General features: G+C 72.2%; 24 protein-coding genes. 12 read left to right on the top strand and 12 right to left on the bottom strand.

Annotation, left to right across the window (positions count from 1 at the left end; translation table 11 throughout):
- Positions 1–2: 2 nt before the first annotated feature.
- The 3 genes from ACH34S_RS02670 to ACH34S_RS02660 are packed head-to-tail and all read right to left on the bottom strand — an operon-like array spanning position 3 to position 2,328.
- Complete coding sequence (locus tag ACH34S_RS02670; protein WP_395950738.1) at positions 3–1,550, bottom strand: AAA family ATPase; 1,548 nt, start codon at positions 1,548–1,550, stop codon at positions 3–5.
- The gene (locus tag ACH34S_RS02665; RefSeq protein WP_395950737.1) at positions 1,547–2,137 is read right to left on the bottom strand and encodes a 4Fe-4S cluster-binding domain-containing protein; all 591 of its coding nucleotides are present in this window, start codon (positions 2,135–2,137) and stop codon (positions 1,547–1,549) included. The genes ACH34S_RS02670 and ACH34S_RS02665 overlap by 4 nt, the downstream gene beginning before the upstream one ends.
- Complete coding sequence (locus ACH34S_RS02660) at positions 2,125–2,328, bottom strand: DUF2997 domain-containing protein (protein ID WP_395950736.1); 204 nt, start codon at positions 2,326–2,328, stop codon at positions 2,125–2,127. The genes ACH34S_RS02665 and ACH34S_RS02660 overlap by 13 nt, the downstream gene beginning before the upstream one ends.
- A 180-nt stretch (positions 2,329–2,508) precedes the next feature.
- Between ACH34S_RS02660 and ACH34S_RS02655 the strand changes: the two genes are divergently transcribed.
- Positions 2,509–3,618 (top strand): serine hydrolase domain-containing protein, encoded by a 1,110-nt coding sequence (locus tag ACH34S_RS02655; protein ID WP_395950735.1) that lies wholly within the window; start codon positions 2,509–2,511, stop codon positions 3,616–3,618.
- On the opposite strand, the gene ACH34S_RS02650 is transcribed toward ACH34S_RS02655, so the two are convergent.
- The 5 genes from ACH34S_RS02650 to ACH34S_RS02630 are packed head-to-tail and all read right to left on the bottom strand — an operon-like array spanning position 3,596 to position 8,860.
- Positions 3,596–5,776, bottom strand: a complete 2,181-nt coding sequence (locus ACH34S_RS02650; RefSeq protein WP_395950734.1) for a hypothetical protein — start codon at positions 5,774–5,776, stop codon at positions 3,596–3,598. The genes ACH34S_RS02655 and ACH34S_RS02650 overlap by 23 nt on opposite strands.
- Positions 5,777–5,835: 59 nt before the next feature.
- Positions 5,836–6,615 carry an ABC transporter permease gene (locus ACH34S_RS02645; protein ID WP_395950733.1) on the bottom strand — a complete coding sequence of 260 codons (780 nt, stop codon included), beginning with the start codon at positions 6,613–6,615 and terminating at the stop codon, positions 5,836–5,838.
- Positions 6,612–7,604 (bottom strand): ABC transporter ATP-binding protein, encoded by a 993-nt coding sequence (locus ACH34S_RS02640; protein WP_395950732.1) that lies wholly within the window; start codon positions 7,602–7,604, stop codon positions 6,612–6,614. The genes ACH34S_RS02645 and ACH34S_RS02640 overlap by 4 nt, the downstream gene beginning before the upstream one ends.
- A 48-nt stretch (positions 7,605–7,652) precedes the next feature.
- Positions 7,653–8,066, bottom strand: a complete 414-nt coding sequence (locus ACH34S_RS02635) for a VOC family protein (RefSeq protein ID WP_395950731.1) — start codon at positions 8,064–8,066, stop codon at positions 7,653–7,655.
- Positions 8,063–8,860: a metalloregulator ArsR/SmtB family transcription factor gene (locus tag ACH34S_RS02630; protein WP_395950730.1), complete on the bottom strand. Its 798-nt coding sequence runs from the start codon at positions 8,858–8,860 to the stop codon at positions 8,063–8,065. The genes ACH34S_RS02635 and ACH34S_RS02630 overlap by 4 nt, the downstream gene beginning before the upstream one ends.
- Before the next feature lie 147 nt (positions 8,861–9,007).
- Here ACH34S_RS02630 and ACH34S_RS02625 point away from each other — a divergent pair, with 147 nt between their 5' ends.
- On the top strand, positions 9,008–9,730 hold the full coding sequence (locus tag ACH34S_RS02625) for a S1 family peptidase (RefSeq protein ID WP_395950729.1): 723 nt from the start codon (positions 9,008–9,010) through the stop codon (positions 9,728–9,730).
- Between the two features lie 87 nt (positions 9,731–9,817).
- On the opposite strand, the gene ACH34S_RS02620 is transcribed toward ACH34S_RS02625, so the two are convergent.
- The gene (locus ACH34S_RS02620) at positions 9,818–10,699 is read right to left on the bottom strand and encodes a multiprotein-bridging factor 1 family protein (RefSeq protein WP_395950728.1); all 882 of its coding nucleotides are present in this window, start codon (positions 10,697–10,699) and stop codon (positions 9,818–9,820) included.
- 489 nt (positions 10,700–11,188) lie between these two features.
- Between ACH34S_RS02620 and ACH34S_RS02615 the strand changes: the two genes are divergently transcribed.
- The 3 genes from ACH34S_RS02615 to ACH34S_RS02605 all read left to right on the top strand — a co-directional run bounded on the left by ACH34S_RS02615 (position 11,189) and on the right by ACH34S_RS02605 (position 14,397).
- Positions 11,189–12,547 carry a proprotein convertase P-domain-containing protein gene (locus ACH34S_RS02615; RefSeq protein WP_395950727.1) on the top strand — a complete coding sequence of 453 codons (1,359 nt, stop codon included), beginning with the start codon at positions 11,189–11,191 and terminating at the stop codon, positions 12,545–12,547.
- A gap of 154 nt (positions 12,548–12,701) precedes the next feature.
- Complete coding sequence (locus tag ACH34S_RS02610; protein ID WP_395950726.1) at positions 12,702–13,571, top strand: DUF6745 domain-containing protein; 870 nt, start codon at positions 12,702–12,704, stop codon at positions 13,569–13,571.
- A gap of 193 nt (positions 13,572–13,764) precedes the next feature.
- Entirely contained in the window at positions 13,765–14,397 is a 633-nt protein-coding gene (locus ACH34S_RS02605) for a hypothetical protein (protein ID WP_395950725.1), read from the top strand.
- 4 nt (positions 14,398–14,401) lie between these two features.
- Here the strand turns inward: ACH34S_RS02605 and ACH34S_RS02600 are convergent, their stop codons facing one another.
- Entirely contained in the window at positions 14,402–15,280 is an 879-nt protein-coding gene (locus ACH34S_RS02600) for a hypothetical protein (protein ID WP_395950724.1), read from the bottom strand.
- A gap of 139 nt (positions 15,281–15,419) precedes the next feature.
- Between ACH34S_RS02600 and ACH34S_RS02595 the strand changes: the two genes are divergently transcribed.
- Complete coding sequence (locus tag ACH34S_RS02595; protein WP_395950723.1) at positions 15,420–15,965, top strand: hypothetical protein; 546 nt, start codon at positions 15,420–15,422, stop codon at positions 15,963–15,965.
- 49 nt (positions 15,966–16,014) lie between these two features.
- A complete protein-coding gene (locus tag ACH34S_RS02590) occupies positions 16,015–16,752 on the top strand; it encodes a VOC family protein (protein WP_395950722.1) in 738 nt (245 codons plus the stop codon).
- A 57-nt stretch (positions 16,753–16,809) separates the two neighbouring features.
- On the opposite strand, the gene ACH34S_RS02585 is transcribed toward ACH34S_RS02590, so the two are convergent.
- Both ACH34S_RS02585 and ACH34S_RS02580 read right to left on the bottom strand, forming a co-directional pair.
- Positions 16,810–17,214: a nuclear transport factor 2 family protein gene (locus ACH34S_RS02585; protein WP_395950721.1), complete on the bottom strand. Its 405-nt coding sequence runs from the start codon at positions 17,212–17,214 to the stop codon at positions 16,810–16,812.
- 26 nt (positions 17,215–17,240) lie between these two features.
- Positions 17,241–17,717: a MarR family winged helix-turn-helix transcriptional regulator gene (locus ACH34S_RS02580; protein WP_395950720.1), complete on the bottom strand. Its 477-nt coding sequence runs from the start codon at positions 17,715–17,717 to the stop codon at positions 17,241–17,243.
- 111 nt (positions 17,718–17,828) lie between these two features.
- Here ACH34S_RS02580 and ACH34S_RS02575 point away from each other — a divergent pair, with 111 nt between their 5' ends.
- The 5 genes from ACH34S_RS02575 (at position 17,829) to ACH34S_RS02555 (ending at position 21,715) form a co-directional block, all read left to right on the top strand.
- Positions 17,829–18,263: a nuclear transport factor 2 family protein gene (locus tag ACH34S_RS02575; RefSeq protein WP_395950719.1), complete on the top strand. Its 435-nt coding sequence runs from the start codon at positions 17,829–17,831 to the stop codon at positions 18,261–18,263.
- Between the two features lie 36 nt (positions 18,264–18,299).
- On the top strand, positions 18,300–18,761 hold the full coding sequence (locus ACH34S_RS02570; RefSeq protein WP_395950718.1) for a hypothetical protein: 462 nt from the start codon (positions 18,300–18,302) through the stop codon (positions 18,759–18,761).
- Between the two features lie 173 nt (positions 18,762–18,934).
- Positions 18,935–19,564 carry a M15 family metallopeptidase gene (locus ACH34S_RS02565; protein WP_395950717.1) on the top strand — a complete coding sequence of 210 codons (630 nt, stop codon included), beginning with the start codon at positions 18,935–18,937 and terminating at the stop codon, positions 19,562–19,564.
- Between the two features lie 74 nt (positions 19,565–19,638).
- The gene (gene alr / locus ACH34S_RS02560; protein WP_395950716.1) at positions 19,639–20,691 is read left to right on the top strand and encodes an alanine racemase; all 1,053 of its coding nucleotides are present in this window, start codon (positions 19,639–19,641) and stop codon (positions 20,689–20,691) included.
- Positions 20,692–20,704: 13 nt separating this feature from the next.
- Positions 20,705–21,715, top strand: a complete 1,011-nt coding sequence (locus ACH34S_RS02555; RefSeq protein WP_395950715.1) for a D-alanine--D-alanine ligase — start codon at positions 20,705–20,707, stop codon at positions 21,713–21,715.
- Positions 21,716–21,738: the final 23 nt, after the last annotated feature.

The raw sequence follows: 21,738 nt of genomic DNA, 5'->3' as shown, positions 1-21,738 counted from the left end.
GCCTACACCTCCAGTGCCGGAACCTGGTGCCCGGCGCCCGGCTCGGCCCTGGTGAAGGACGCCGACTGGGCGCGGCCCTCCCGCAGCCAGGTGCGCAGGTCCTCGACGACCTCGCGCTGCGCCGTGCTCAGCGGGACGGTCCGCGCCGCCGCCCGCGCGATGTCGCCGGTCGTGATGTCGCGCTCCGCGGCGAACGCCTCGTACATCGCGTCGACGACGACCTGCTCCAGCTCGGCCCCGACGAACCCGTCGCAGTCCCGCGCCAGCCGCCGCACGTCGAACGCCTCCGGCGTCCGGCCGCGCTTGCGCAGATGGACGGTGATGATCTCGCGGCGCTCCTCCTCGGTCGGCAGGTCGAGGAAGAACACCTCGTCGAACCGCCCGCGGCGCAGCGTCTCCGGCGGCAGCGCGCTGACGTCGTTGGCCGTCGCGACGACGAACACCGGCGCGGTCTTCTCCTGCATCCAGGTCAGCACGGTCCCGAAGACGCGCTGCGACGTGCCGCCGTCGTGCCCGCCCGCGGCGAGCGCCTTCTCGATCTCGTCGATCCACAGCACGCACGGCGACACGGTCTCCGCCAGCCGCAGCGCCCGCCGCACCCGCTCCTCCGACTCGCCCACCAGCGAGCCGTACAGGGCGCCGACGTCCAGGCGCAGCAGCGGCAGCCGCCACAGCCCGCCGATCATCTTCGCGGTGAGGCTCTTGCCGGTGCCGGGGATGCCGATCAGCGCGATCCCCTTCGGCGCGGGCAGCCGGAACTCGCGGGCCGCCTCGCCGAACGCGCGCTCGCGCAGCCGCAGCCACTCCTTCAGCGCGCCCAGGCCGCCGAGGTCGTCGGGGCTCTCCTCGGCCGGGTAGAACTCCAGCGCCTCGCTCTCCCTGATGACGGCCTTCTTCTCCGCCACGACCGCGTCGATGTCGCGGTCGTCCAGCACGTCGTCCCGGACGATCGCCTTCGCGAACGCCTGCCGGGCGCGCGCCGCGGTGAGGCCCAGCGCGGCCTGCGCCAGCCTGTCGCGGCCCGCCGGGGTGAGGGCGCACTTCACGCCCTTGGTGTTGTCGATGAGCCGGTCGAGCTCGCGGCGCAGCGCGGGGCCGTCCGGCAGCGGCATCTCCACGACCACGGCGTCGTCGCCCAGCTCCACCGGGACCGACCGGACCGGCGTCGTGACGACCAGGGACGAGCCGGTGTAGACGAGCTTGTCGGCGAGGTTGCGCAGCCGCCGCCTGACCACCGGGTCCCGCTCCCAGAACGCGTGGAAGTCCTTGAGGACGTAGAGGTCGCGGCGTCCCGGCTCCTTCGTCGCCAGCTCCTGGATCTTGGCGAGCGCGTCCGGGGGCGAGGCCGCCTTGGGGAGCTGGCGCCCGTCCGCCGACTCCAGGCCGGCGGCGACGTCCCAGGTGATCAGGTCGGCGGACGGGTCGCGGTCGCGGCGCACCCGCCCGAGCATCCGCAGCGCCCGCCGCTCCTCGACGGTGACCAGCACGATCAGCGCGACCCGGGCGCGCAGGTACAGCCGGATCTCGTCCTGGACGGCGTCCCCGCTCATCCGAGCTCCCGTCCGGGCGCGCCCATCCCGGTGATCGTGAGCGTCCCGCCGGTGATCGTGATCTCCAGCTCGGGCACGGCCGCCAGGTCGTCGGGGCCGTAGCGATCGGTGCGCATCCAGTACTCCTTGTTCGACGAGCCGCGCAGGCCGCGGGCCACGCGCAGCCGCTCGCTGTAGCGTCCGGCGATCACCAGGTCGGCGTCCGCGACGGCCGCCGCCCGCGCCGGGTCCGACTCGATCTCCCGGCGGGTGAAGCCGGTCAGCACGATCACGCCCAGGCCGCTGCGCGCCTTCACCTCGGCGCAGAACGCGGCGATCGCGGCGGGCTGCTCCAGCGGTTCGCCGCCGGTCAGCGTCACGCCCTCCAGGTGCGCGGCGCCCGCGAGCACGTCCGCGGCCATCTCGCCGGCCGTCGTCCGGCGCGATGTGCCGTCCGCGGAATGCGTCTCGGGGTTGAAACAGCCGGAACATCCGAGCGCGCAGCCCTGGCTCCAGATCACGTACCGGGTGCCGGGCCCGTTGGCGGCGCTGCGGGGGAGGGCGGCGTGCACCCGCCACGGAGCCCGCGGGCCGGTCAGCCCTGCCACAGGCGGTCCTGTTCGGCGATCTCGGGCTGCTGGTACGCCTCCTCGGTGAGCTCGTGATGCTCGACGTCCCCGCCGAGCGCCTGGACGAGCGGGTCGGTGTCGTCCAGGCAGCGCGGACCGGCCACGCCCTCGACTCTCAGCTCGACCGTGCCGTCCGGCCCGATGACGATCTCGACCTTCTCCTCGGCCATCGCGCACCCCTCACCGGCAACGGGCCGTCCCGCACAGATCCGTCCATTGTCCAGGAAATCCGGCCGTGCGGGATGTGACGCGTAATACGGATGGCCGAGCGCGGAGCCGATACCCCAGCGGGACGCCCATCCGGTCCGGCCGCTCCTAGCGTGATGATCACATCGAGCGAGGGAGAGGCCATGCTTCGCACATTCGCCGCCGCCGCCGGGGTCCTTGGACTGGTGGTGGCGGGCACGGTGACCGCGCCAGGAGCGTCCGCGGGCGACGACGGGAACCGGCGGCTCAGGCACCTGATCAACCGGATCACCACCGAGGACGGCGCGCCGGGCGCGATCGCGTACGTCGAGGACCGGCGCGGCCGGAGGACGGTGATCAGAAGCGGGGTGGGCGACGTCCGGACCGGCGCGCCCGTCCCGGTGAACGGCCACTGGCGCATCGGCAGCATCACCAAGCCGTTCGTCGCGACCGTCGTGCTCCAGCTCGTCGGCGAGGGCGAGGTCGAGCTGGACGCCCCCGTCGACCGCTATCTACCCGGCCTGATCGACCGCAGGATCACCGTCCGGCACATCCTCCAGCACACCAGCGGCCTGCCGGACTACCTGAAGCACCTGTCCATGCCGGACATCATCCAGAACCCGCTCGACCACCATGACCGCGACGACCTGCTCGCCACGGCCCTGAAGCATCCACCGCTGTTCGAACCCGGCAAGGAATGGTCCTACGGCAACACCGGCTACCTGCTCGCCGGGATGCTGATCGAGAAGGTCACCGGGCGCCCGTACGGCGAGGAGATCGAGCGGCGGATCCTGAAGCCGCTGCGGCTGCGCAACACGTCCGTGCCCGCCGACCACTCGTTCCTGCCGCGGCCGCATCCGCGCGGCTACGTGCGTCCCGCCCCGGACGCGGCGCCGCTCGACCGGACGCGGCTCAACCCCTCGGTCGCGCCGTCGAGCGGGAACATGGTGTCGACGGCGGCCGACGTGAACCGCTTCTTCGCCGCCCTCGTCGGCGGGCGGCTGCTCGACCGGCCCGAGCTGCGCGAGATGATGACCACCCGGCCCACCGGACGGCCGTCCGGGACGGAGTACGGTCTCGGGCTGGAGCGCGTCCCGCTGCCCTGCGGCGGGCACCTGTGGGGGCACGCCGGTGACTTCATCGGGTTCTCCACCCGTAGCGGGGTCGGCGCGGACGGCAGGCAGGCCACGATCATGGCCAACCTCAAACCGGGAAGCACCGACGCGCAGGACGACGACCTCGGCGAGGCCCTCACGACCGCTCTCTGCGAGTGACGTCCGCGGGCTCCGGGCTCTCCGCCGGCCCGTCGCCGGACCGGGGCGCGCGGGCGCAGCTGAGGGCGACCAGCGGCAGCAGCGTGACCAGCCCGAACGTCACGAGGCGGATGCCGTAGTCGTTGACCACCGCGCCGATCGCGCACGTGGTCAGGACCGCCGCGAGCGTGGGACGCAGCGTCGGCCACGCGCGCAGGGCCGCGTCGAGGTAGCCGGGGGAGAAGCGGCCGGGCCGCACCAGCGCCGCCACCAGGACGGCGAGGACGAGCGCCGTGCCCCAGGCCATCGGCCCGCCCGCGAGGGAGCCCAGCGCGTACCCGGCCTTGCGCTCGACGAGCTGCCACGCCTGCCCTTCGAGGACGTCCTGGACGAAGCGTCCGGCATGGGTGCGGGAGGCGGCGGGACGCAGCCAGTCCGCCACCGCGACGGCGGCGACCGCCGCCACCGCCGCCGACCCGACCGCGACCAGCCGCACCGGGGTCAGCCGCACCCCGGCGACCGCGAAGGCCAGCACCGCGACGCCGGGGATCAGTGCCAGCCCGCCGCCGACGTCCGCGCCCCAGGACGGCCACGTGTCCACGCCGACGGCCACCGCGCCGATCACCGCCACGGCCACCGTCGCCGCCCGCCGCCGCCCGCGCTCGATCAGCTCGGCCGCCGCCCCGCCCGCCAGCACCAGCGCGGCGACGGAGAACACGGCGAACGTGGAGTTGCCGAACCCGTAGTACCGCCCGCCGTACAGCGCGGACGGCCCGAACGGGCTGGCACGGTGCAGAAGCGTGCCGGTCGCCGCGTCCACGACCAGGACGCTGAAGGTGAGGAGGCTGACCGCCAGCGGCACCCGCCACAGCGGGCGCGCGGGCAGCAGCCACACCGGCACCGCCGCCACCACGACGGTGAACACCAGGGCGCCCCACAGCGCCGCGTCCTGGAACGGAGCGTGCCACCACCGCGTCAGCGACATCAGATACACCGACACCGGCAGCACCGAGAAGACGAGCGCCGCGTGGATGAGGCCGCGCTTCTGCCACGGTCTCGGCGTCCGGCCACGGCGCGCGACGACCACGGCGGCGGTGTAGAGGACGAACTGCGACACCGCCACCACCAGCAGGAGCAGCCCGGCCCACTGCCGCAGCGTCTGGTCGGTCGTGGTCACGGCCCCCAGCTCGTGGACGGTCGTGGTCGGGTCGGCCGGACGCGCCCGTCCGAGGGAGATCGGCGCCCCGCTGAACTCGGCAGGTTCGGGCGCGCCGACCGCGTCGAGCAGGGTGCTCGGGACGTCCAGCAGCCGCACGACCCCGCCCCACCGGGTGGAGGTGACGGTCAGCAGCGCCGGGTCGGGGCGCGACGCCGTCACCGGTCCGGCGACCATGCTGACCGCCAGATGCGGCCGTCCGCCCGGCGGCTCGGTGGCGCCCTGGACGAGCACGGTGGTGGCGCCGTCCAGGCGTTCCAGCACGGTGCCCGCGAACGCGTCGATCCTCGCGAGCGAGTTCAGCCGTCCGGAGCCGGACTCCACGACCTGACCGCCGTCGATCACCGTGACCGGGCAGCGGAGGGCGTCGTCGTCGACGGTGGCGCTGTAGCGTCCGACGGTCCCGTCCGGGCGGGCGAGCGCGACGGCGGCGCCGGGCCCGATGGCGGTCTCGCAGCCTTCGTGCTCGGCCAGCGCCCGGCCGAGTTCACCCGGATGCGGGGAGAACTCCGAGCGGGACTGGGCGTCGACGAGCTCGTCCCACCGGCCCACGCGCGCCTCGCCCTCGCGGTCGCCGGTGCCCGTGATCTTGGGGAGGGGTTTGCATTCGCCCTCGTCCGGGCCCTCCTCCCAGCGGGGCCCCACGCTGGACTGGCCCGCGGACAGCGACAGCCATCCGTCGGACGCGCACGCCGAACCGCCCGTCGTCCGCACCGTCGCGGCACCGGCCGCGGCGCCCGTGCCTTCGGTGAGGAGTCGCCACAGGTGCGGGGTCTGGTCCTCGCGGATGTCGCCCCACGCCAGCCCCGCGACGCCGATGACCACGACCGGCGCGCGCACCGGACGGACGTCCCCGCCCGACCGTCCCGCGAGCTGCACCGCCGCCGACCCGACGACCAGGCACAGCAGCACCGCCGCCCACGCCACCGCGACCTGACCGCGCCTTCGCCCCGCATCGATCATGAAGCCAGAGTCCAGGCGCCCGCACCGCCCCGCAACCGGAAAGGGCGGAAACGCACCGCTTATGTGATGTCGCGGCGGACGGTCGTGACGGTGGCGACGGCCGCGAACGCCAGCCCGTACCCGACCAGCAGCAGCACCCCGCCCCAGGCGGGCAGCGTGTCCAGCCCGCCCGACCCGCCGAACGCCGAGGTGGTCAGCGTGATCGCCCGCACCGCCCCGGCGGGCAGCCACTGCCCGACCTCCGGCAGCGCGACGGTGAGGATGCCCTCGACCAGCTGCACCCAGCCCACCGCGACGATGATCGCCGCGATCTGGTTCCGGATCAGCGCGCCCAGCCCCAGCCCGACCAGCGCGTACAGCGCCATCGCCAGGACGGTGCCGCCCAGGATCAGCGGGACGTCATGGTCCAGCAGCGAGGTCGAGCCGCCCTTGATCGCCAGCGCGGGCAGCGCCACCGCCACCGTGACCAGCACCGTCGCCAGCCCGAACCCGGCGCCGAACAGGAAGTAGGAGATCAGCTTGGCCGCCAGCACCCGGCCGCGGACGGGCGTGACCAGGAACGTCCCGCTGATCGTCTGGTGCCGGTACTCGGTGGTGATCCCCATGATGCCGAGGATCATCATGAACAGGACGCCGCCGCTCGCGCTCGCGTAGAACGCCCGGACCGTCGACGGCTCGGTGACGGGCGCGATCGCCATGTCCCCGTCCATCTCGACCCCGGCCAGCGCCACGTACACGGCGAGGCCCATGAGGCTGAAGCCCAGGCTCAGCGCCAGCATGCCGATCCACATCCGGGTGGAGCGGATCTTCAGCAGCTCCGCCCTGACCAGGTTGATCATGCCTGCCCGCCCTTCTCCGCCGCCGCCGCGCCGACCGCCGCCGAGGCCACGTCTCCCGCCGACTCCGAGCCCGCGTCTCCCGGGCCTGCCCCCGCGGGCGGGGGCGGGCCGTCCAGTTCCGCCATCGTGAGCTCCAGGAAGATCTTTTCCAGTGCGGAGCGCTCGCTGGTGAGCTCGGTGAGCACCGCCCGCGTGTCCAGGGCGGCGCGCCCGACGTCCTCCGGTTCGAGGCCGGTCACCCACAGCCGGTCGTCCTCGCGCCGGACCTGACCGCCCGCGTTCTCCAGCGCGACGGCCAGCTCCCCGGCCTGCGCCGTCCGGACCCGGAGCTCGCCGTCCGCGCCGACCAGCTCGGCCAGCGGCGCGTCCCGCACCAGCTTGCCCTGCGCGACGATCACGACGTGGTCGGCGGTCTGCTCGACCTCGGGGAGCACATGGCTGGAGACCAGGACGGTGCGGCCGTCCTCCGCCAGGTGCCGCAGCAGCGAGCGCAGCCAGTGCACGCCCGCCGGGTCGAGGCCGTTGGCGGGCTCGTCCAGGATGAGGACCCGGGGTTCGCCGAGGATGGCGGTGGCCAGCGCGAGCCGCTGCCGCATGCCGAGCGAGTAGCCGATCACCCTGCGGTCGGCGGCGCCGGTCAGCCCCGTCAGCTCCAGGACGGCGTCCACCCGCTGCTTGGGGAGCCCGGCGGCGGTGCAGGCGATCCGCAGATGGTCGCGGGCGCTGCGGCCGGGATGGAACCCCGTCGCCTCCAGCGCGGCACCGACCTCGGTGACCGGACGGTCCAGCCCCGAATACGGGCTGCCGTTGATCAGGGCCCGGCCCGAGGTGGGCGTCACGAGCCCGAGCAGCATCCGCAGCGTCGTCGTTTTTCCAGCGCCGTTCGGCCCGAGAAATCCGGTGACCATGCCCGGACGGGCGGTGAAGGTCAGCCCGTCCACGGCACGAACCGGGCCGAAGCGCTTGGTAAGGCCCTCAACCGAGATCATGCGGGCATTCTTCCAGCTCGTGGCCGGTGCCCGAGCCCAGGTCAGCCGCTACGCGGGACGGGACGCGGGCGGTTGGGCCGCGGGCCGATCAGCGGGCTGGAAGAGCTCGATGAGGTTGCCGGCGGGGTCGGTGAGCAGGATCTGCCGGCCGCCCGGGCCGCTGACGACGTCGCCGTTGAACGCCAGCCCGGCGGCGCGGAGCCGGTCGATCTCGGCGTCGAGGTCGTCGACCATGAGATGGATGCGGTTGCGGCCGGGGACGGCGGGCTCGGGCGTGGCGCGGGCACCGGAACTGGCGGGCCCGGACAGCAGCAGCCGCAGCGGCCCCCGCACCACGTCGGCGAACGCGGACCCGGCGCTGGTGCGCAGCGTGAAGCCCAGGTGGGTGGTGTAGAAGTCGGTGGCCGCCTGGACGTCGTCGACCAGGTAACGGACGCTGGCGAGCTGGTCAGGTGCGGTCATGGCGAGACCTCTCGTGATGGATGGACGAGCCGCGGCAGCAGGTGGCGGACACGCGTGTCGATATCCGCCGCCGCCCGGAAGAAGGCGGCGCGTCCCGCTGCGCGATCGGCACTTTCGGAAATGGCGGGATCGGGAATGCTCCAGTGGACGTGCCGGGCCTGATCGCCGAAGTCGGGACACACCTCGCGGACTTTGTCGCACAGGCTGATCACGTAGTCGAAACGCCGTCCGGCGAGGGCGTCCAGATGCCGTGGACGGCGGTCGGCGACGTCGATGCCGTAGCGCTCGCGCAGGACGCGGACGGCGTCCGGATGCAGCCGCTCCTTTGGGTGGCTGCCCGCGCTCGCCACCTCGACGCGGCCTCCGGTGCGGTGGTCGAGGAGCGCCTCGGCGATCGGCGAGCGGGCGCTGTTCCCGGTGCACGTGAACAGCACCGCCGGACGGCCCCCGGACGCGGTCGACGCGGAAGGCGCGGGCGCCACGGGCGGCGCCGGGTCGGGCGCGAGGGCGGGGTGCAGGGCGGCGCCGGTCTCGGTCAGCGCGTGCGCGCAACGCTCCAGGTCAAGGTGGTAGTAGCTGTCCCGCGCGTCGAAGCTGCTGCGCCGCGCGGTGACCAGCCCGCCATCGCGCAGCAGGCGCAGATGGTAGGAGACCAGGTTCTGCGATTCGCCGACCGCGTCCACCAGTTCGCGGACCCGGTGGTCGCCGGTGGCCAGCTCGCGCAGCAGCCGCCACCGCACCGGATGCGCGGCCAGCCGCACGAAGGCCGGGAGGCCCTGCTCCGTCGACTCCATGTCGCCCAGGGTACATCAATTCAGTTTGATGTATCTAGCCCAAGAGTATTCACACTGAAAATTTGGACCTGTCTAGAAGTGCTCCAGAAGCGCGGCGCTGGTCTATTTTTAAGGAGCTTTGCGCATTACGCGGCAAAGGAGTCGTGCATGCCCACCCCACGCACCATTCCCTTGGCCGGCGCCGTACTGGCCATGCTTGTCGGAATGGCCGCCCCGGCCGCGGCTGAGGGAACCGGCGACCCCCGCCCCCCGGCGGTTCAGGCCGCACCGCCCATCATCGGCGGCCATCACGTGACGGACGCGGAGGCCCCCTGGGCGGCCTCGATCTACCGGAACGGGTCGTTCACCTGCTCCGGCACCGTCATCGCCGCGACCTGGGTCCTCACCGCGGCCCACTGCGTCGGCAGCGGGCTCACGGTCCGCGCCGGCAGCGTCTACCGTGCGCAGGCGACCACCATCGGCGTGACCGAGCACCTGGTGGCGCCGAAGGGCGACCTGGCGCTCGTGCGGCTGGCCTCCGGCCACGAGACCGCCTACTCCAAGCTCGCCGACGCCGACCCGCCCGTCGGCGCGACGAACCAGATCTGCGGATGGGGCCGTACCAGTTACAACGGCCAGTTCTCAGAGCAGCTCAAGTGCGCCGACGTCCGCGTCACGTCCGTCGCGGGAACGTGCCTCGACCACCGCTACGGCCCGGCGATCTGCACCACCAAGATCAACGGTAACGCCTGGAGCGGCGACTCGGGCGGACCGCAGCGCTACAACGACCAGCAGGTAGGCGTCGCCTCCACCGCCGACGGCCGGTCCGAGCAGACCTACGGGAGCGTGCCGGCGGCACGGTCCTGGATCCGCTCGGTGGCCGGCGTCTGACAGACCCCGCCCCCCGCCCGGATCGCCCGGCCGGAACCACGTTCCGGCCGGGCGTTTCCGAACGGCGGGAAGGCGCTCACGGGACGGTCAGTCCCATTCCCAGCGGATCCCGTGCACGCCCGGCCGCACCTCCAGGTCGGCCATGTGGACGCTGTGCCAGCCGGACAGCCGCAGCTCCCGCACGTCGGCCGAAGGCGTCGACACGTTGGGCTGCCAGGTGCGGTGGAAATGGGTCGGCAGCGCGTCCGGCTCGAACTGGACGCGCAGCAGATAGGTGTGCACGGGGAAGCGGAACCACCGCTGGTAGAACGTGGCCTCCGGCCCGTCGTCGCTGTAGCCGAACTCGTACTCGACCATGTAGGTGTCGCCGCGTTGCAGCGGGTGCTCGAACAGCAGCTCCGCGGCGGTGACGCCCCCCTCGGCGCGGACCCGGCCGAGACGGCAGTAGGACGTCCGGCGGATGTCGGGCAGCATGTCGTTCTCGCAGTAGTACACGGCGATATGCCGGTCGACGCCGTCGGTGCGCGCCTGGAACACCACCTGGGTCCGCACCGACCGCTCGTCGCGCTTGGCGCCGACGCTGACGGTCTCCGTGCAGTTGACCCACCGCAGCTGACCGTCCAGCGGGTTGTGGATCTGCCCGAGCAGCCTGTCGACCTTGGAGTGCACCTCGCAGACGTCCCGGTACGACAGCCCTCCGTGCACCGCCCGGACCCACCGGCCGCGCGGGCGCCGCGGGCCCAGCAGCGCGGCCAGGGAGTAGGGCGCCAGGTCGAGGATCTCTTCGAGGGCGCGGACGGCGCGCAGCGACTGGGAACGTTCCGGACGGCACCGCCCGCGCTGCCAGTTGCTCAGGCTCGCCATGCTCACGTGGATGCCCCGCTCGGCCAGCTTGACGTGCAACCGCTCCAGGCTCAGCCCCCGCGCCCGGATCGCCCCGCGCAACGCGTGATCGAACGAGTCCGCCATCGTGGGTCCTCCTGACAGCGTCATCCTGCCGCCTGCCCGGCGATCCGGCGGTCACGAGACCGGCATCGTGACCGGGCGTCGTGACGGGGCCGTCCGCCGTCAAGGGCTGAGAGCAACGCCGAACGTACTGGAGCGGTGGCGGCCCGTCCAGGGGTGATCCGCGAGGTCGCGCCGCCTGGGGGCCCGGCCGCGCCGCGACGCGCGGAGGCCCGGCTCCTCATGATTCTAAAGATTCAACTCCCGGGCCCCGCGCTGCCTTGCCGTTCGCGGGGGACCGGCGGGGCGGCGGCGGTCGCGCCGCCCTTCACCAGCGCCGACGCCGTGCCGATCAGGACCGGGCGCGGCGGGCTTTCAGCGTTTTGAACTGAATATTCAGAGTTTTGCCGCACGGTGCCGACCTCGCCTTGCCCGTCCCGTTTCGCCGGGCGCAATCTACGGCGCGGCGGTGTCCGGGGGCACGCCGCCGGTCCCTCGATCCAAGGAGTAAACGTGTTCCATCACAGACGGGCGGCCCTCTGCGCGACGGTCACGCTCGCCGCCCTCCTCGCGATGCCCGCACCCGCCGGTGCCGCGCAGCCGGCCGCCGGTGCCGCGGCGGCGCCCGCCGGTGCGACGTCGTCCGCCGCCGCGGATCTCACGCAGGCCGTGACCGCGGCCATGCGGCACCAGCTCGGCGCCAAGGCCAGAGCCTCCTACGGCGTCGCCGCCGGCTCCTCCCTCCGGACGCTCGTGGAGCCGCAGCGCTGGTCGTCCGACCGGGCGTGGACGTTCGGCAGCTCGGTCTTCCTGATCCCCAAGGGCATCGAGACCGCCCCCGTGACCTCCCTCTTCGTGGCCAGGCTGGCGGGCGGCGCCTGGAAGGTCGGGCTCCAGGGCACACCGGACTTCGCCGCCCTGTCCCACCAGGCCCCGGCGTCGGTCGTCAAGGACGGCGAACGCGGCCCGTTCGCGCGGACCGTCCAGCCGCGGGCCCTCACCGCCGACACCGGCCTCTCGCTGCCGTGGCGGCAGGGCATGGGATGGGCGCACTGGGGCGTGCACGGCAACAGCGGCCAGTCCCGCCCGTACAACTCGATCGACTTCTACGGCGGCGACGGCAACGTGCTCGCCTCCCGCGCCGGAACCATGTACCGGCACTGCACCAGCGGCGGACGCTGGCCCTACATCACCGTGATGCACGACAACGGCTACACCACCGGCTACTACCACCTGCGCGACACCACCGGGAAGGCCAGCGGAAGCCAGGTGAACCTGGGCGAGTACCTCGGCCGCATCGCCGAGGAGCTTCCGTGCGGCGGCTCGGCGAACGGCGACCACACCCACTGGACGCTGTGGTCGGGCTCGGACGGGAACACACCGGTCGCCGTCCAGGGCAAGACCATTGGGGGCTGGACCTGGTGGGAGGGCGCGTCGGCCTACACCGGCTACGCCGAGCGGGCCGGCACCCGTATCTACCGCAACGTCTGCTGCAACCTCGTCAACCACGGCGGCGGAGGCGATCCCGGAAGGACCTTCGAGAACGCGACGAACGTCGATATCCCGGACCAGGGCACGGCGGAGTCGTCCATCACGGTCAGCGGGATCCCGGGCAACGCCCCGCGGTCGCTGTCGATCTACCAGGACATCCACCACACCTGGCGCGGCGACCTGCAGATCGACCTCATCGGGCCGAGCGGCCGCGCCTACCGGCTCCGCGACCAGGCCGCCGGCGACGACGCCGACATCGTCCACGAGACCGACGCCGTCGACGCGTCGGCCGAGACCGCAAACGGCGTCTGGAAACTGCGGGTCACCGACCTGGAGGCCAACGACAGCGGCTACATCGACGCCTGGAGCCTCACCTTCTGACCGGCGGCTCCTCTCCCCATCCGGCCCGGGCCCGTACGCGCGCACGACCACGTACGGGCCCACCCGCGGGGCTTTGGCGGTTGCGCGGACGGCGGCGCACAGGCCATCATCGGAGCATGATCTCCAACCGGAAGGGCGGCGACGCCCCGGCGCGTTGACCGCGCCCACGCGGCGCGACGACGCCGCTCAGCAGCCCGCGGCGAATCTCCGCGGCAAGAATGTTCACGACCGGTGGCGGGAAGCAGTCAAGATCCGGCAGGAATGGCTGGACCATGGCCTGTCCACGGAACCCGCAGACCGGGAGGCCACCGAACGCGGCCTGACCGCGATCTACGCACGAATGTCCCGTCCACGGCCCCGGTTCGTTTGGGTCGACTCTCCGGCTCAGGCGATCCCGCTGGTCGCGGGCCTGCCCACGCTGGACGAGCTCTACCTGCAGGTCAGGAACCCGTGCGCGACGGGGCAGTCTCGGGTGGCCGGCGATCTCGCAATGGTCGCGTCCAGGCTCCGCGGCGCGCTCAGCGCCCGGGTCGACTACGTCGATCCGGAGCTGGCTCCGGCGCGGAAGGGCAAGAACGGTGGACGCTGGCCCTACCTGCCGCCCGTGGAGGCACTCCGCGCAGGTGTACCGCTCAACGTCGTCCTGCATCGGGGCGTTCACAATGCCCTGCACCGGAGCCTCGCTCACGGGTTCCGCTTTCCCGTCCGCACCGCGCTGACCGTCCGAGGGCCCGTGCCGGTGTGCTGGTACGGGCAGCAGGACGCGGCGTGGATCGCCTACTACGACGTCCTGCACCGGCTCGGCCTGGCGCGCTACGACCCGCCCCAGCTCGACCACCTCGGCCATTGGGCCACGGTGGCGCGCTCGTGCGGGTGGTGGTGGCCCGGCGAGGAGGTGTGCGTCGTGGCCGACCGCCCCGACCTGATCCAGACCGAGCCGGTCCCCGGGACGTGGCACGACGAGGTCCGGCTCGGCCGCGACGGCGTCCGCTACCGCGACGGCTGGCAACCGCGACCCGCATGACCGTCCGGCGGCCCGGGACGGGAATCGCTCCCGGGCCGCCCTCCTTCCTCTCTTCCTCGCCTTCTCGCCTTCTCGCCGCAGGGCGGGCGCACCCCTAGCGATCGCGCGATAATGATCACTGATCACGCACATGGGGGCATCCGTGACCGATGACCGGCAACCAGAGCGTCCGCCCACGACTACGACTCGGCTCGTGAAGGTGCTGGCGAGCGCGCTGCTGGCCGGGGCGGCGTTCGGCGCGCTGACCTCCCTGGTCAACGGCGTCTCCGATCACTACGCCGACTTCGAAAGCCGGAGCGCCACGACCGACGGGGCGTCGCCCGTGGAGATCGCCAGCGTGCTGCTGGACTCCGGCTGGGCCTGGGCGGGGGCGGCGGTCGCCATAGGGTGGCTGGTCAGCCGCGCCACCGAGAGCCGTCCCACCGCTCTGTCCCATGGTGCCGTCGCGGGCGTTCTGGCCTTGCTGGCGGCCACGGGCGCCTACGGCCTTGCGGACACCATTCGCAATGAGGCCACCTATCCCTGGTACGAGTCCGAATCACCTATCTGGTGGGTCGCCTCCGTCGTCTTGGGCGCGCCCCTGGGGGCGATAGGCGCGTGCGTCAAACTCCCCGGATGGACGGGTCTTCTCGCGCGACTGACCGTACCCGCCGGCGCCGCCGTCCAGATGGTCGTGCTCCCGCCCGGCCGGAACGAGCGGATCACGACGATCGGGCAGGCGGTCGTGCTGACCGTGGCCGTCGCGCTCAGCGGTTTCGTCGTCCTGCGCTTTCTCCGGACGGAACGGCGGCGCCCCTCACCCCTGACACCGGCCGGCCCCGAATGAGGACTTACGCGTCGGGCCCGTCGATGTATCGCGCGAGCCACGCCGGTACGCGCGGACGCGGATACGCGTCCAGGTCGTTCTGATAATGCTCGGGCGCCAGCAATTGGTCGTGCGGGAAAGGGCCGTCGCCGTAGTCGTAGTTCACGGTCGTCTCGCCGCGGTTGGTGACGGTCAGCAGCAGCCGCCACCACGGCCCGGCCGACATTCCCGCCGCGACATGCCGCTGTTCGCGGACGAGCGCGGCCACCGGTTCCGGAACCGGAACGACGACCGACCGATGGTAGGACGAGAACCGCAGGTGGGCGATTTCTGCGGACACCGTGAACGCGAATTCCGCCCACAGCCACTCCCATGCGGGCGGACCGAGCAGCGCCAGCTGCTGCACGATCGGCTCGATCAGCCGCGACGCCTCGGCGGCGAGCACTTCATCGGTCCCGGAGCCGTGGCCGGCGCCGGAACCGGAACCGGAACCGGAACCGGAACCGGAACCGACGATGGTGAACCCGCTGATGGCCGCTTCGCCGGACGATTCCGCCTGCTCAAGCCATTGCGCGAACTCGGCCATATAGGCGTCGGCGCCCGTTCCGCCCGGTGCGGCACCTTCCTGTGTGGCACGTTCCCGCGCGGTGAACTCGTCTTCGGCGTAATGCGGCGGAACCGAGGACGACACCTCCTCGATGCGGCCGGAATCGCCCACGAGGAACACCGAACGTCCGACCGGCATCTCCAGAAAGGCCATGGGGTCGCTCTCGTCGACCTCCACCGGCGCGTACACGCTCCACCCGCCCGCAAAGCGATCCGCCGTCAGCCCGGCCGTGGGGTAGTCCAGCCCGCGCGACCGGATCCAGTCGACCACCAAGGAAATCGCTTGCGCCGCGTCCATTCGCCTGGGCCTCCCGCACGTCGTCGGGGGCACCCTACGTGGCGTGCCGGACACGCGGAAGTGTCACGGCGGTCCGGAGCGGCGAATCTCACAACGCGCCGACCTTCCCCGCACACCCCCGGGCGACCACCCTGAACCGATGGAGGTCAGCTTCGCCGAGGATCACATCTGCTTCCTGCGCTACGACTTTCGCGGCGCGACCGTCCACCCTTTCGGAATGGTCACGCCCGCCCAGATCCGCGATGCCGACTGGAAGGCCATCAGGCCCGAAATACGAACCATCAGCGGCGAGACGCTGTTCATCCCCAAACGGCAGCAGACCGACCTCGAACAGTTCTGCCATCGCCACGGGATCGTCCGGAAAACCCGCCCCGATACCTGGAGCGACCTCCTGGAACCCTTCCTGGACACCCGTTTCGACCCCGAAGATGAACGCGCGACCGTTCTCCGCTTGGGCGAAGCCGGATTCTCTCCGGAAGAAGTCGCCCGCATCCGGGAACGCCTCACCCCGCTCATGCACGCCTACAACTTCGACGCCATGGTCTGGGAATGGGCCGACCTCAGCCTTTTCGACCTACTCAACGCAGCCAATGCCCCCATCGTCCCGCCCGGCCTGCAAAATGCCCTCGGCGACCCGAAAACGTTCTACAACTGGGCAATGAAGATAGCCGAACGACACCGCTGACCCGGACAGCCACCGGCGGCTCCCGCCCCTGGTCCTATGATCAGCAGGTATGGCGCTCCGACTGGTTCAGGTGAACATCAAGGCTCAGGACGACGCGGCCCTCGGCCGGTTCTGGGCGGACGCGCTCGGCTGGGGCATGTCCAGCGAGGCGCCGGGCGTGACCAACCTCGAACCCGCCGGCTTCAGCTGGCCGGATCCCGCCGCCTTCTACATCGATTTCGTCGCCGTCCCGAACCCGGAGACCGTGCGGTACCGCGCGCACCTCGACCTCGCCACCACCTCCGAGGCCCACCAGGCTGAGCTGGTCACGCGCCTGAAGGAACTCGGCGCGACGCCCGCCGGCGAGGAGCGGGACGACGTCCCGTGGACGGAACTGGCCGACCCAGAAGGCAACATGTTCCGTGTGCTGGAACCCCGGGAGATCTACCGGGACACCGGGCCGATCGCCGCGGTCGTGGTCGACTGCGCCGACCCGCGGGCCATGGCCCGGTTCTGGGACGAGGCGCTGGACTGGACCCTCCACGAGGTGACCGACGATCACGCGCTGCTGCGTTCGGCCGCGGGCACCGGACCGTATCTGGAGTTCCGCCGCACGTCCGGCGAGCGGACCGGGTGGCACCGCACCCATCTCGACCTGCTGCCGCAGCCCTTCGACGGCAAGGAGGCGGAGGTGACCCGGCTCCGGTCACTGGGCGCCGCGCTCGCCGACGTCGGCCAGGGCGACGTTCCGTGGACGGTAATGGCCGATCCGGAGGGCAACGAGTTCTGCGTCCTCGGCCGAGCCTGACGGCGAAGCCCGCCATTCCGGCCCGCATTCCCCGCATTCCCGGCGCCCCTCGCGCGATCAGTCGCCGAAGTACGCCTTTGCGACGGCGTAGGTGTCCTCGTAGAGGTGATAGCGCGTGATCCGCCCGTTCTGGACCGTGGTGTGCAAGGCGAACGCGGTGTCGATTTCCCGGCCGGTCTTCTTGACCTCGGAGACCATGCGTCCGAGGAGGATCACGTCGTCGCCCTCGGCGACGATCTGACGCAGCTCGAATTCCTTGCCCCGCACATGGGTGCCCAGCAGCTCGAAGAATGCCCGCATGCCGTCCGCCGAGCCGACCTCCGGCACCCACGGAATGCCCGGCGGATGCGGGATCGAGAACGACACCGAGTCGGCGAACAGCGCCGCGGCCTCCGCGGGCCCGGCCTCGGTGAGCAGCGTGAGCATGCGTTGCACGGTCTGCGTCGGCGACTCTGCGGTCATGTGCGCCGATGCTACCGACGGGCGGGCTATTTCGCGTCGTGCGGGCGGGGGTGCAACGGCTGGTGGTGCTCGGTCAGGACGGTGAGCAGGCGCGTGAGTTCGTCCCGCTGGCCGGGCGTCAGGGGAGCGAGGAGCTCGCGCTGGGCCGCGGTGACCAGTGCGTCGAGGCGCTCCAGGCGGCGGTGCCCGGCCGGGGTGAGCGTGATGACGTTGCGGCGCCGGTCGGCGGGGTCGGGTGCGCGGCGGATAAAGCCGGCGTCGGCGAGCTCGTTGAGGACGGCGACCATGTCGCTGCGGTAGATGCCGGTGCGGCGGCTGAGTTCCGCCTGGCTGGCGGCGCCCGCCTCGGCCAGCGCGACCAGCGCGGCGAAGTGCCATTTGCGCGCGCCCTCGGCGGCCAGGCGCTCGCTGACGAGCCGGTCGGCGACGGCCGCGGCCCCGGCGATCAGGCGGCTGGGGATGGCGCGCAGCCGAGCCGGGGCCGGTTCGGGCGTCGAGCTCATGGGGATCTCCTCCACCTCTTGCGTTCGTGCGACTAACAGTCTACCTTCGTTAGTGGCACGAACGTTCGTGGCCCAAACGAATAGCTCCACAGCGAAGACCAGGAGACCACCATGACCAGCACTGAAACCCTCGTCCGCGAGCTCGCCGACCGCGCCGAACTCACCGACCTGGTCGCTCGCCACAGCCTGTGGATCGACGAGGGCCGCTACGGCGAGACGGACCGGCTCTTCACCGAGGACGTCGCCGTCACCTCCCCGCGCGGCGAGGCGCGCGGCATCGCGGCGCTCGTCGAACTCGTGCGGGCGGGCCACGACACATACGTCCGCACCCTGCACAGCAAGTCCAATCTCGTCATCGAGATCGACGGCGACACCGCCACGGTGCGGGCCCACGACATCGCGGTGTTCGTCATCGACGACAAGACCGAGGCCCTCGCGGCCGGCGTCCACCACTACAAGGCGCGCCGCACCGAGAACGGCTGGCGCTTCACCCACCTCATCGTCGCCCCAGTAGCCCTGACCGAACCCCTGGACCGAGCCCTGTAAACGAGACTGCCGCCTGCGGGCGGTTACAGTGCGGCCATGGCAGTACCGGACGTGATCCCGATCAAGCATGAACCCGAGTACCGCACCGACACGATCGGCAGGTACCGGGACGGGCAGTTCCTCGCCTCCGTGTCCGGTGCCTACCCCAAGGGCCACGAGCCCGGCGCGGACTGGCAGACCCAGATCCGCTGGTACGCCATCCTCCACACATTCGACGCCGGCGGCTTTCACAGCGGGTCGGAGATCTGGCTCGCGGGCACCAACAAGAAGGACCGCCGAGACGCGATAGAGCGCGCGGAGGCCAAGCTCCAGGAATGGCTGCACGACCTTCCAGAGCGCGCATACGGAGACGTCGCGGTGCGCCCCTTCCAGGTCGAGGTCGACGAGATCGTGTTCGGCCTGGTGGTCGAGAGGCGGCGGGGCCGCCGAAACTGGGCGGAGCTGTACCCGGAAGGACTCGGATTCGGCCCTCCCTGGGACGGCCTGTACGACACATGACCACCACCGCCGGGTAAGCGCCCCGGGAGCCCCGCACAGCCGTCACACATCGCGCCGCCAGGCGCGTATCGCGGGCATATCGAAAATCGCATACGCCTCGGCAACGGCCTCCCGTCTTCAGTGGAGGCATGGACCACAGCGCATCAGTGTCACCGCCACGCCCGGCGATCAAAGTGCGCGTTCTCGCGGCCGTCACCCGGCTCGTCGCGATCATGCTGGTGCCGATCGCCTTCTGCCGCGCACCGGGCCGGGCCCGCTTCCTGGCCTGCCAGTGGGCATTGAGCCTGCGCTTCCCCGCCGAGGATCTCCGCGGGCTGGCGCCGGAGACGCTGGCGGCGTTCACGCACGCGCGGGCCGAGGCGTTCTGGCGCGACGGGCAGCTGATCGGCCTGACCTCGGGATATCGCGACCCGGCGGAGCAGCGCCGGATCTTCCTGGCGGAGGTGCGGCGCACCGGCTCGGTGTCCGCGGCCCGGCGCCGGGTGCTGCCGCCGGAGGAGTCGGGCCATGTGCGGGGGCTCGCGCTCGACGTCCGGCCGACCGAGGGCGCGCGATGGCTCGAACGGCACGGCGGCCGGTACGGGCTCTACCGCGTCTACGACAACGAGTGGTGGCATTTCGAGTACCGCACGGTGGAGCCGGTCCGGCTGCCGCATCCGGACGCGGCGAGCTGGCTGTACGGGCACGGCGCCGAGTACGGGCAGCCCCAGACGTATGGCAACGAGACGTGGCCTGACGTAACGCGTCCCGACGCCGTAGACGCCCGCCCGTGGCTGTGCGAAGGCCGGGGGATACGGCCGTGAGCCGTGTCTCGGTCGCGCCTGAGCGACGTTCAGGCACTTTCCGGCCGCCGACGTTGCAGACGCTGCCCGTGGCGGTGACCGCGAACGTGGCCAGGGTCCGTACCCGGACCCAGAGCACGATCATGGCCGTGGTCAAGGCCGACGGTTACGGCCACGGCGCCGTCAGCGTCGCGAGGGCCGCCGTTGCCGCCGGTGCCGGCTGGCTCGGGACGACGAGCGTCGCGGAGGCTTCGGAGTTGCGCGCCGCCGGCCTGGCGGTGCCGATCCTCACGTGGCTGCACCCGTCCGGGATCGATGCCCAGGCGGCGGTGGCCGCCGAGGTCGATGTCGCCGTCGGATCGGTGGACGAGCTCGACGCACTGCTCGCGCAGACCGCGCCGACGGTGCGGGTCCATCTCCACATGGACACGGGCATGGCCCGTGGCGGGTGCCCCCGCGCGGCCTGGGACGACCTGATCGGCCTGGCTCAGCGCGGCCAGCGGGCTCGGAGGATCCACGTCGTGGGCGTGATGGGGCATCTCGCACTGTCCGACCAGGCCGATCCGGTGGCGAACGCGGGGGCGGTCGCCGGTATGCGGGAGGCACGGCGGGCGGTCCGGGCGGCGGGGCTCGGCTCGCCGCCGGCCCATCTCGCGGCCACGTCGGGGGCGCTGACCGATCCGGCGACCCATTTCGGCATGGTCCGCGTCGGGGCCGGGCTGGTCGGCATCGATCCTTCCGGGACGGTGGAGATGCACGGCGCGTCCCGTCTGACGGCACCGATCGTCCACACGTCGGAGGTCCCGGCGGGAACGCCGGTCGGCTACGCCGGTGCCTACGTCACCGATCGGGCCACCCATCTGAGCGTCCTGCCCATCGGATACGCGGACGGGATCCCGCGCGAGTGCTCGCCCCAGGCCGGTGTCGAGATCGGCGGGCGCCGGTTCCCGCTCGCCGGACGCGTCTCGATGGACCAGATCGTGATCGACACCGGAGCCGTGGCCTTCCCGCCCGGCACGTCCGCGACCGTGTTCGGCCCGGACGGCGGCGCGACCCCGACCATCGGGGACTGGGCGCGCTGGGCCGGGACCATTCCGCACACCATCGTCACCGGCATCGGGCCGCGCGTGAAACGGAGCACCACATGAAGAGGAGGGCTGCATGACGCGGCGAATCGCGGTGATCGGCGGCGGGCAGAACGCCGAGCACGACGTCTCGCTCGCCACCGCCGCGGCGGTGGCGAAGGCGCTGTGCTCCGGCGGGTTCGACGTCGACGAGCTGACCATCGACCGCGACGGCACATGGCGGCACGGAACCGACGCGCTCGGCACAGGGACCATCCCTTCCCTGGCGGCGGCACTGCGCGTCATCGAACGCGCCGACGTCGTCTTCCCCGCGGTCCACGGCCCGTCCGGCGAGGACGGCACCCTCGCGGCGCTGTGCGCCCTGGCGCACACGCCGATGGCCGGCTCGGACCTGCGCGCCGGCGCGCTCGCCATGGACAAGTGGACGACCAAGCTCGTGGCGGAGGACGCCGGCATCCGCACCGCCCCCGGCCGCCTGGTCACGGCGGCGGAGATCGCCGGCGTCGAGTTCGAGACCGGCGTCGTGGTGAAACCGGCCTCGGCGGGGTCGAGTTTCGGCGTCGCCCTGGCACGCGACGCCGCCCAGCTGCGGGAGGCGCTGCGCCGCGCGGCGCGGTTCGACGACCGGATCCTGATCGAGGACGTCGTCGCGGGCCGCGAGATCGACGTGGCCGTCCTGCGCGAGGCCGGCGGCCGCCGATGGGCGGCTCCGCCGCTGGAGATCCACACCGACGGGCTGTTCGACACCCGGTCGAAGTACGACGGTTCGGCCCGGTTCAGCGTCCCCGCGGACATCGACGCCGCAGACCGCGCGGCCCTGACCGGGGCGGCGCTGCGGATGTTCGACGCGCTCGGCTGCGCCGGCGTCGCCCGCATCGACTTCTTCCTCACCCGCCACGGGCCCGTCCTCAACGAGGTCAACACCATGCCGGGAATGACGGCCGAGTCCCAGGTGCCCAGAATGTTCGCCGCGGCCGGGCTGCCCTACGAGCAGCTGGTCGCACGGCTCGTCGACGCCGCCACCGTGCCGGGAAGGACCGGAGCCGCGGAGCCGCGGGGCGCGTCCCTTCCCATACATCGGCGATAGGTCACGTTGCATACCCTGCAGAA

The organism is Actinomadura sp. 3N508, assembly GCF_044326375.1.
GTDB lineage: Bacteria > Actinomycetota > Actinomycetes > Streptosporangiales > Streptosporangiaceae > Spirillospora.
The sequence above is the reverse complement of the archived record's forward strand: the minus strand, read 5'-3'. Positions and strand labels throughout refer to the sequence as shown.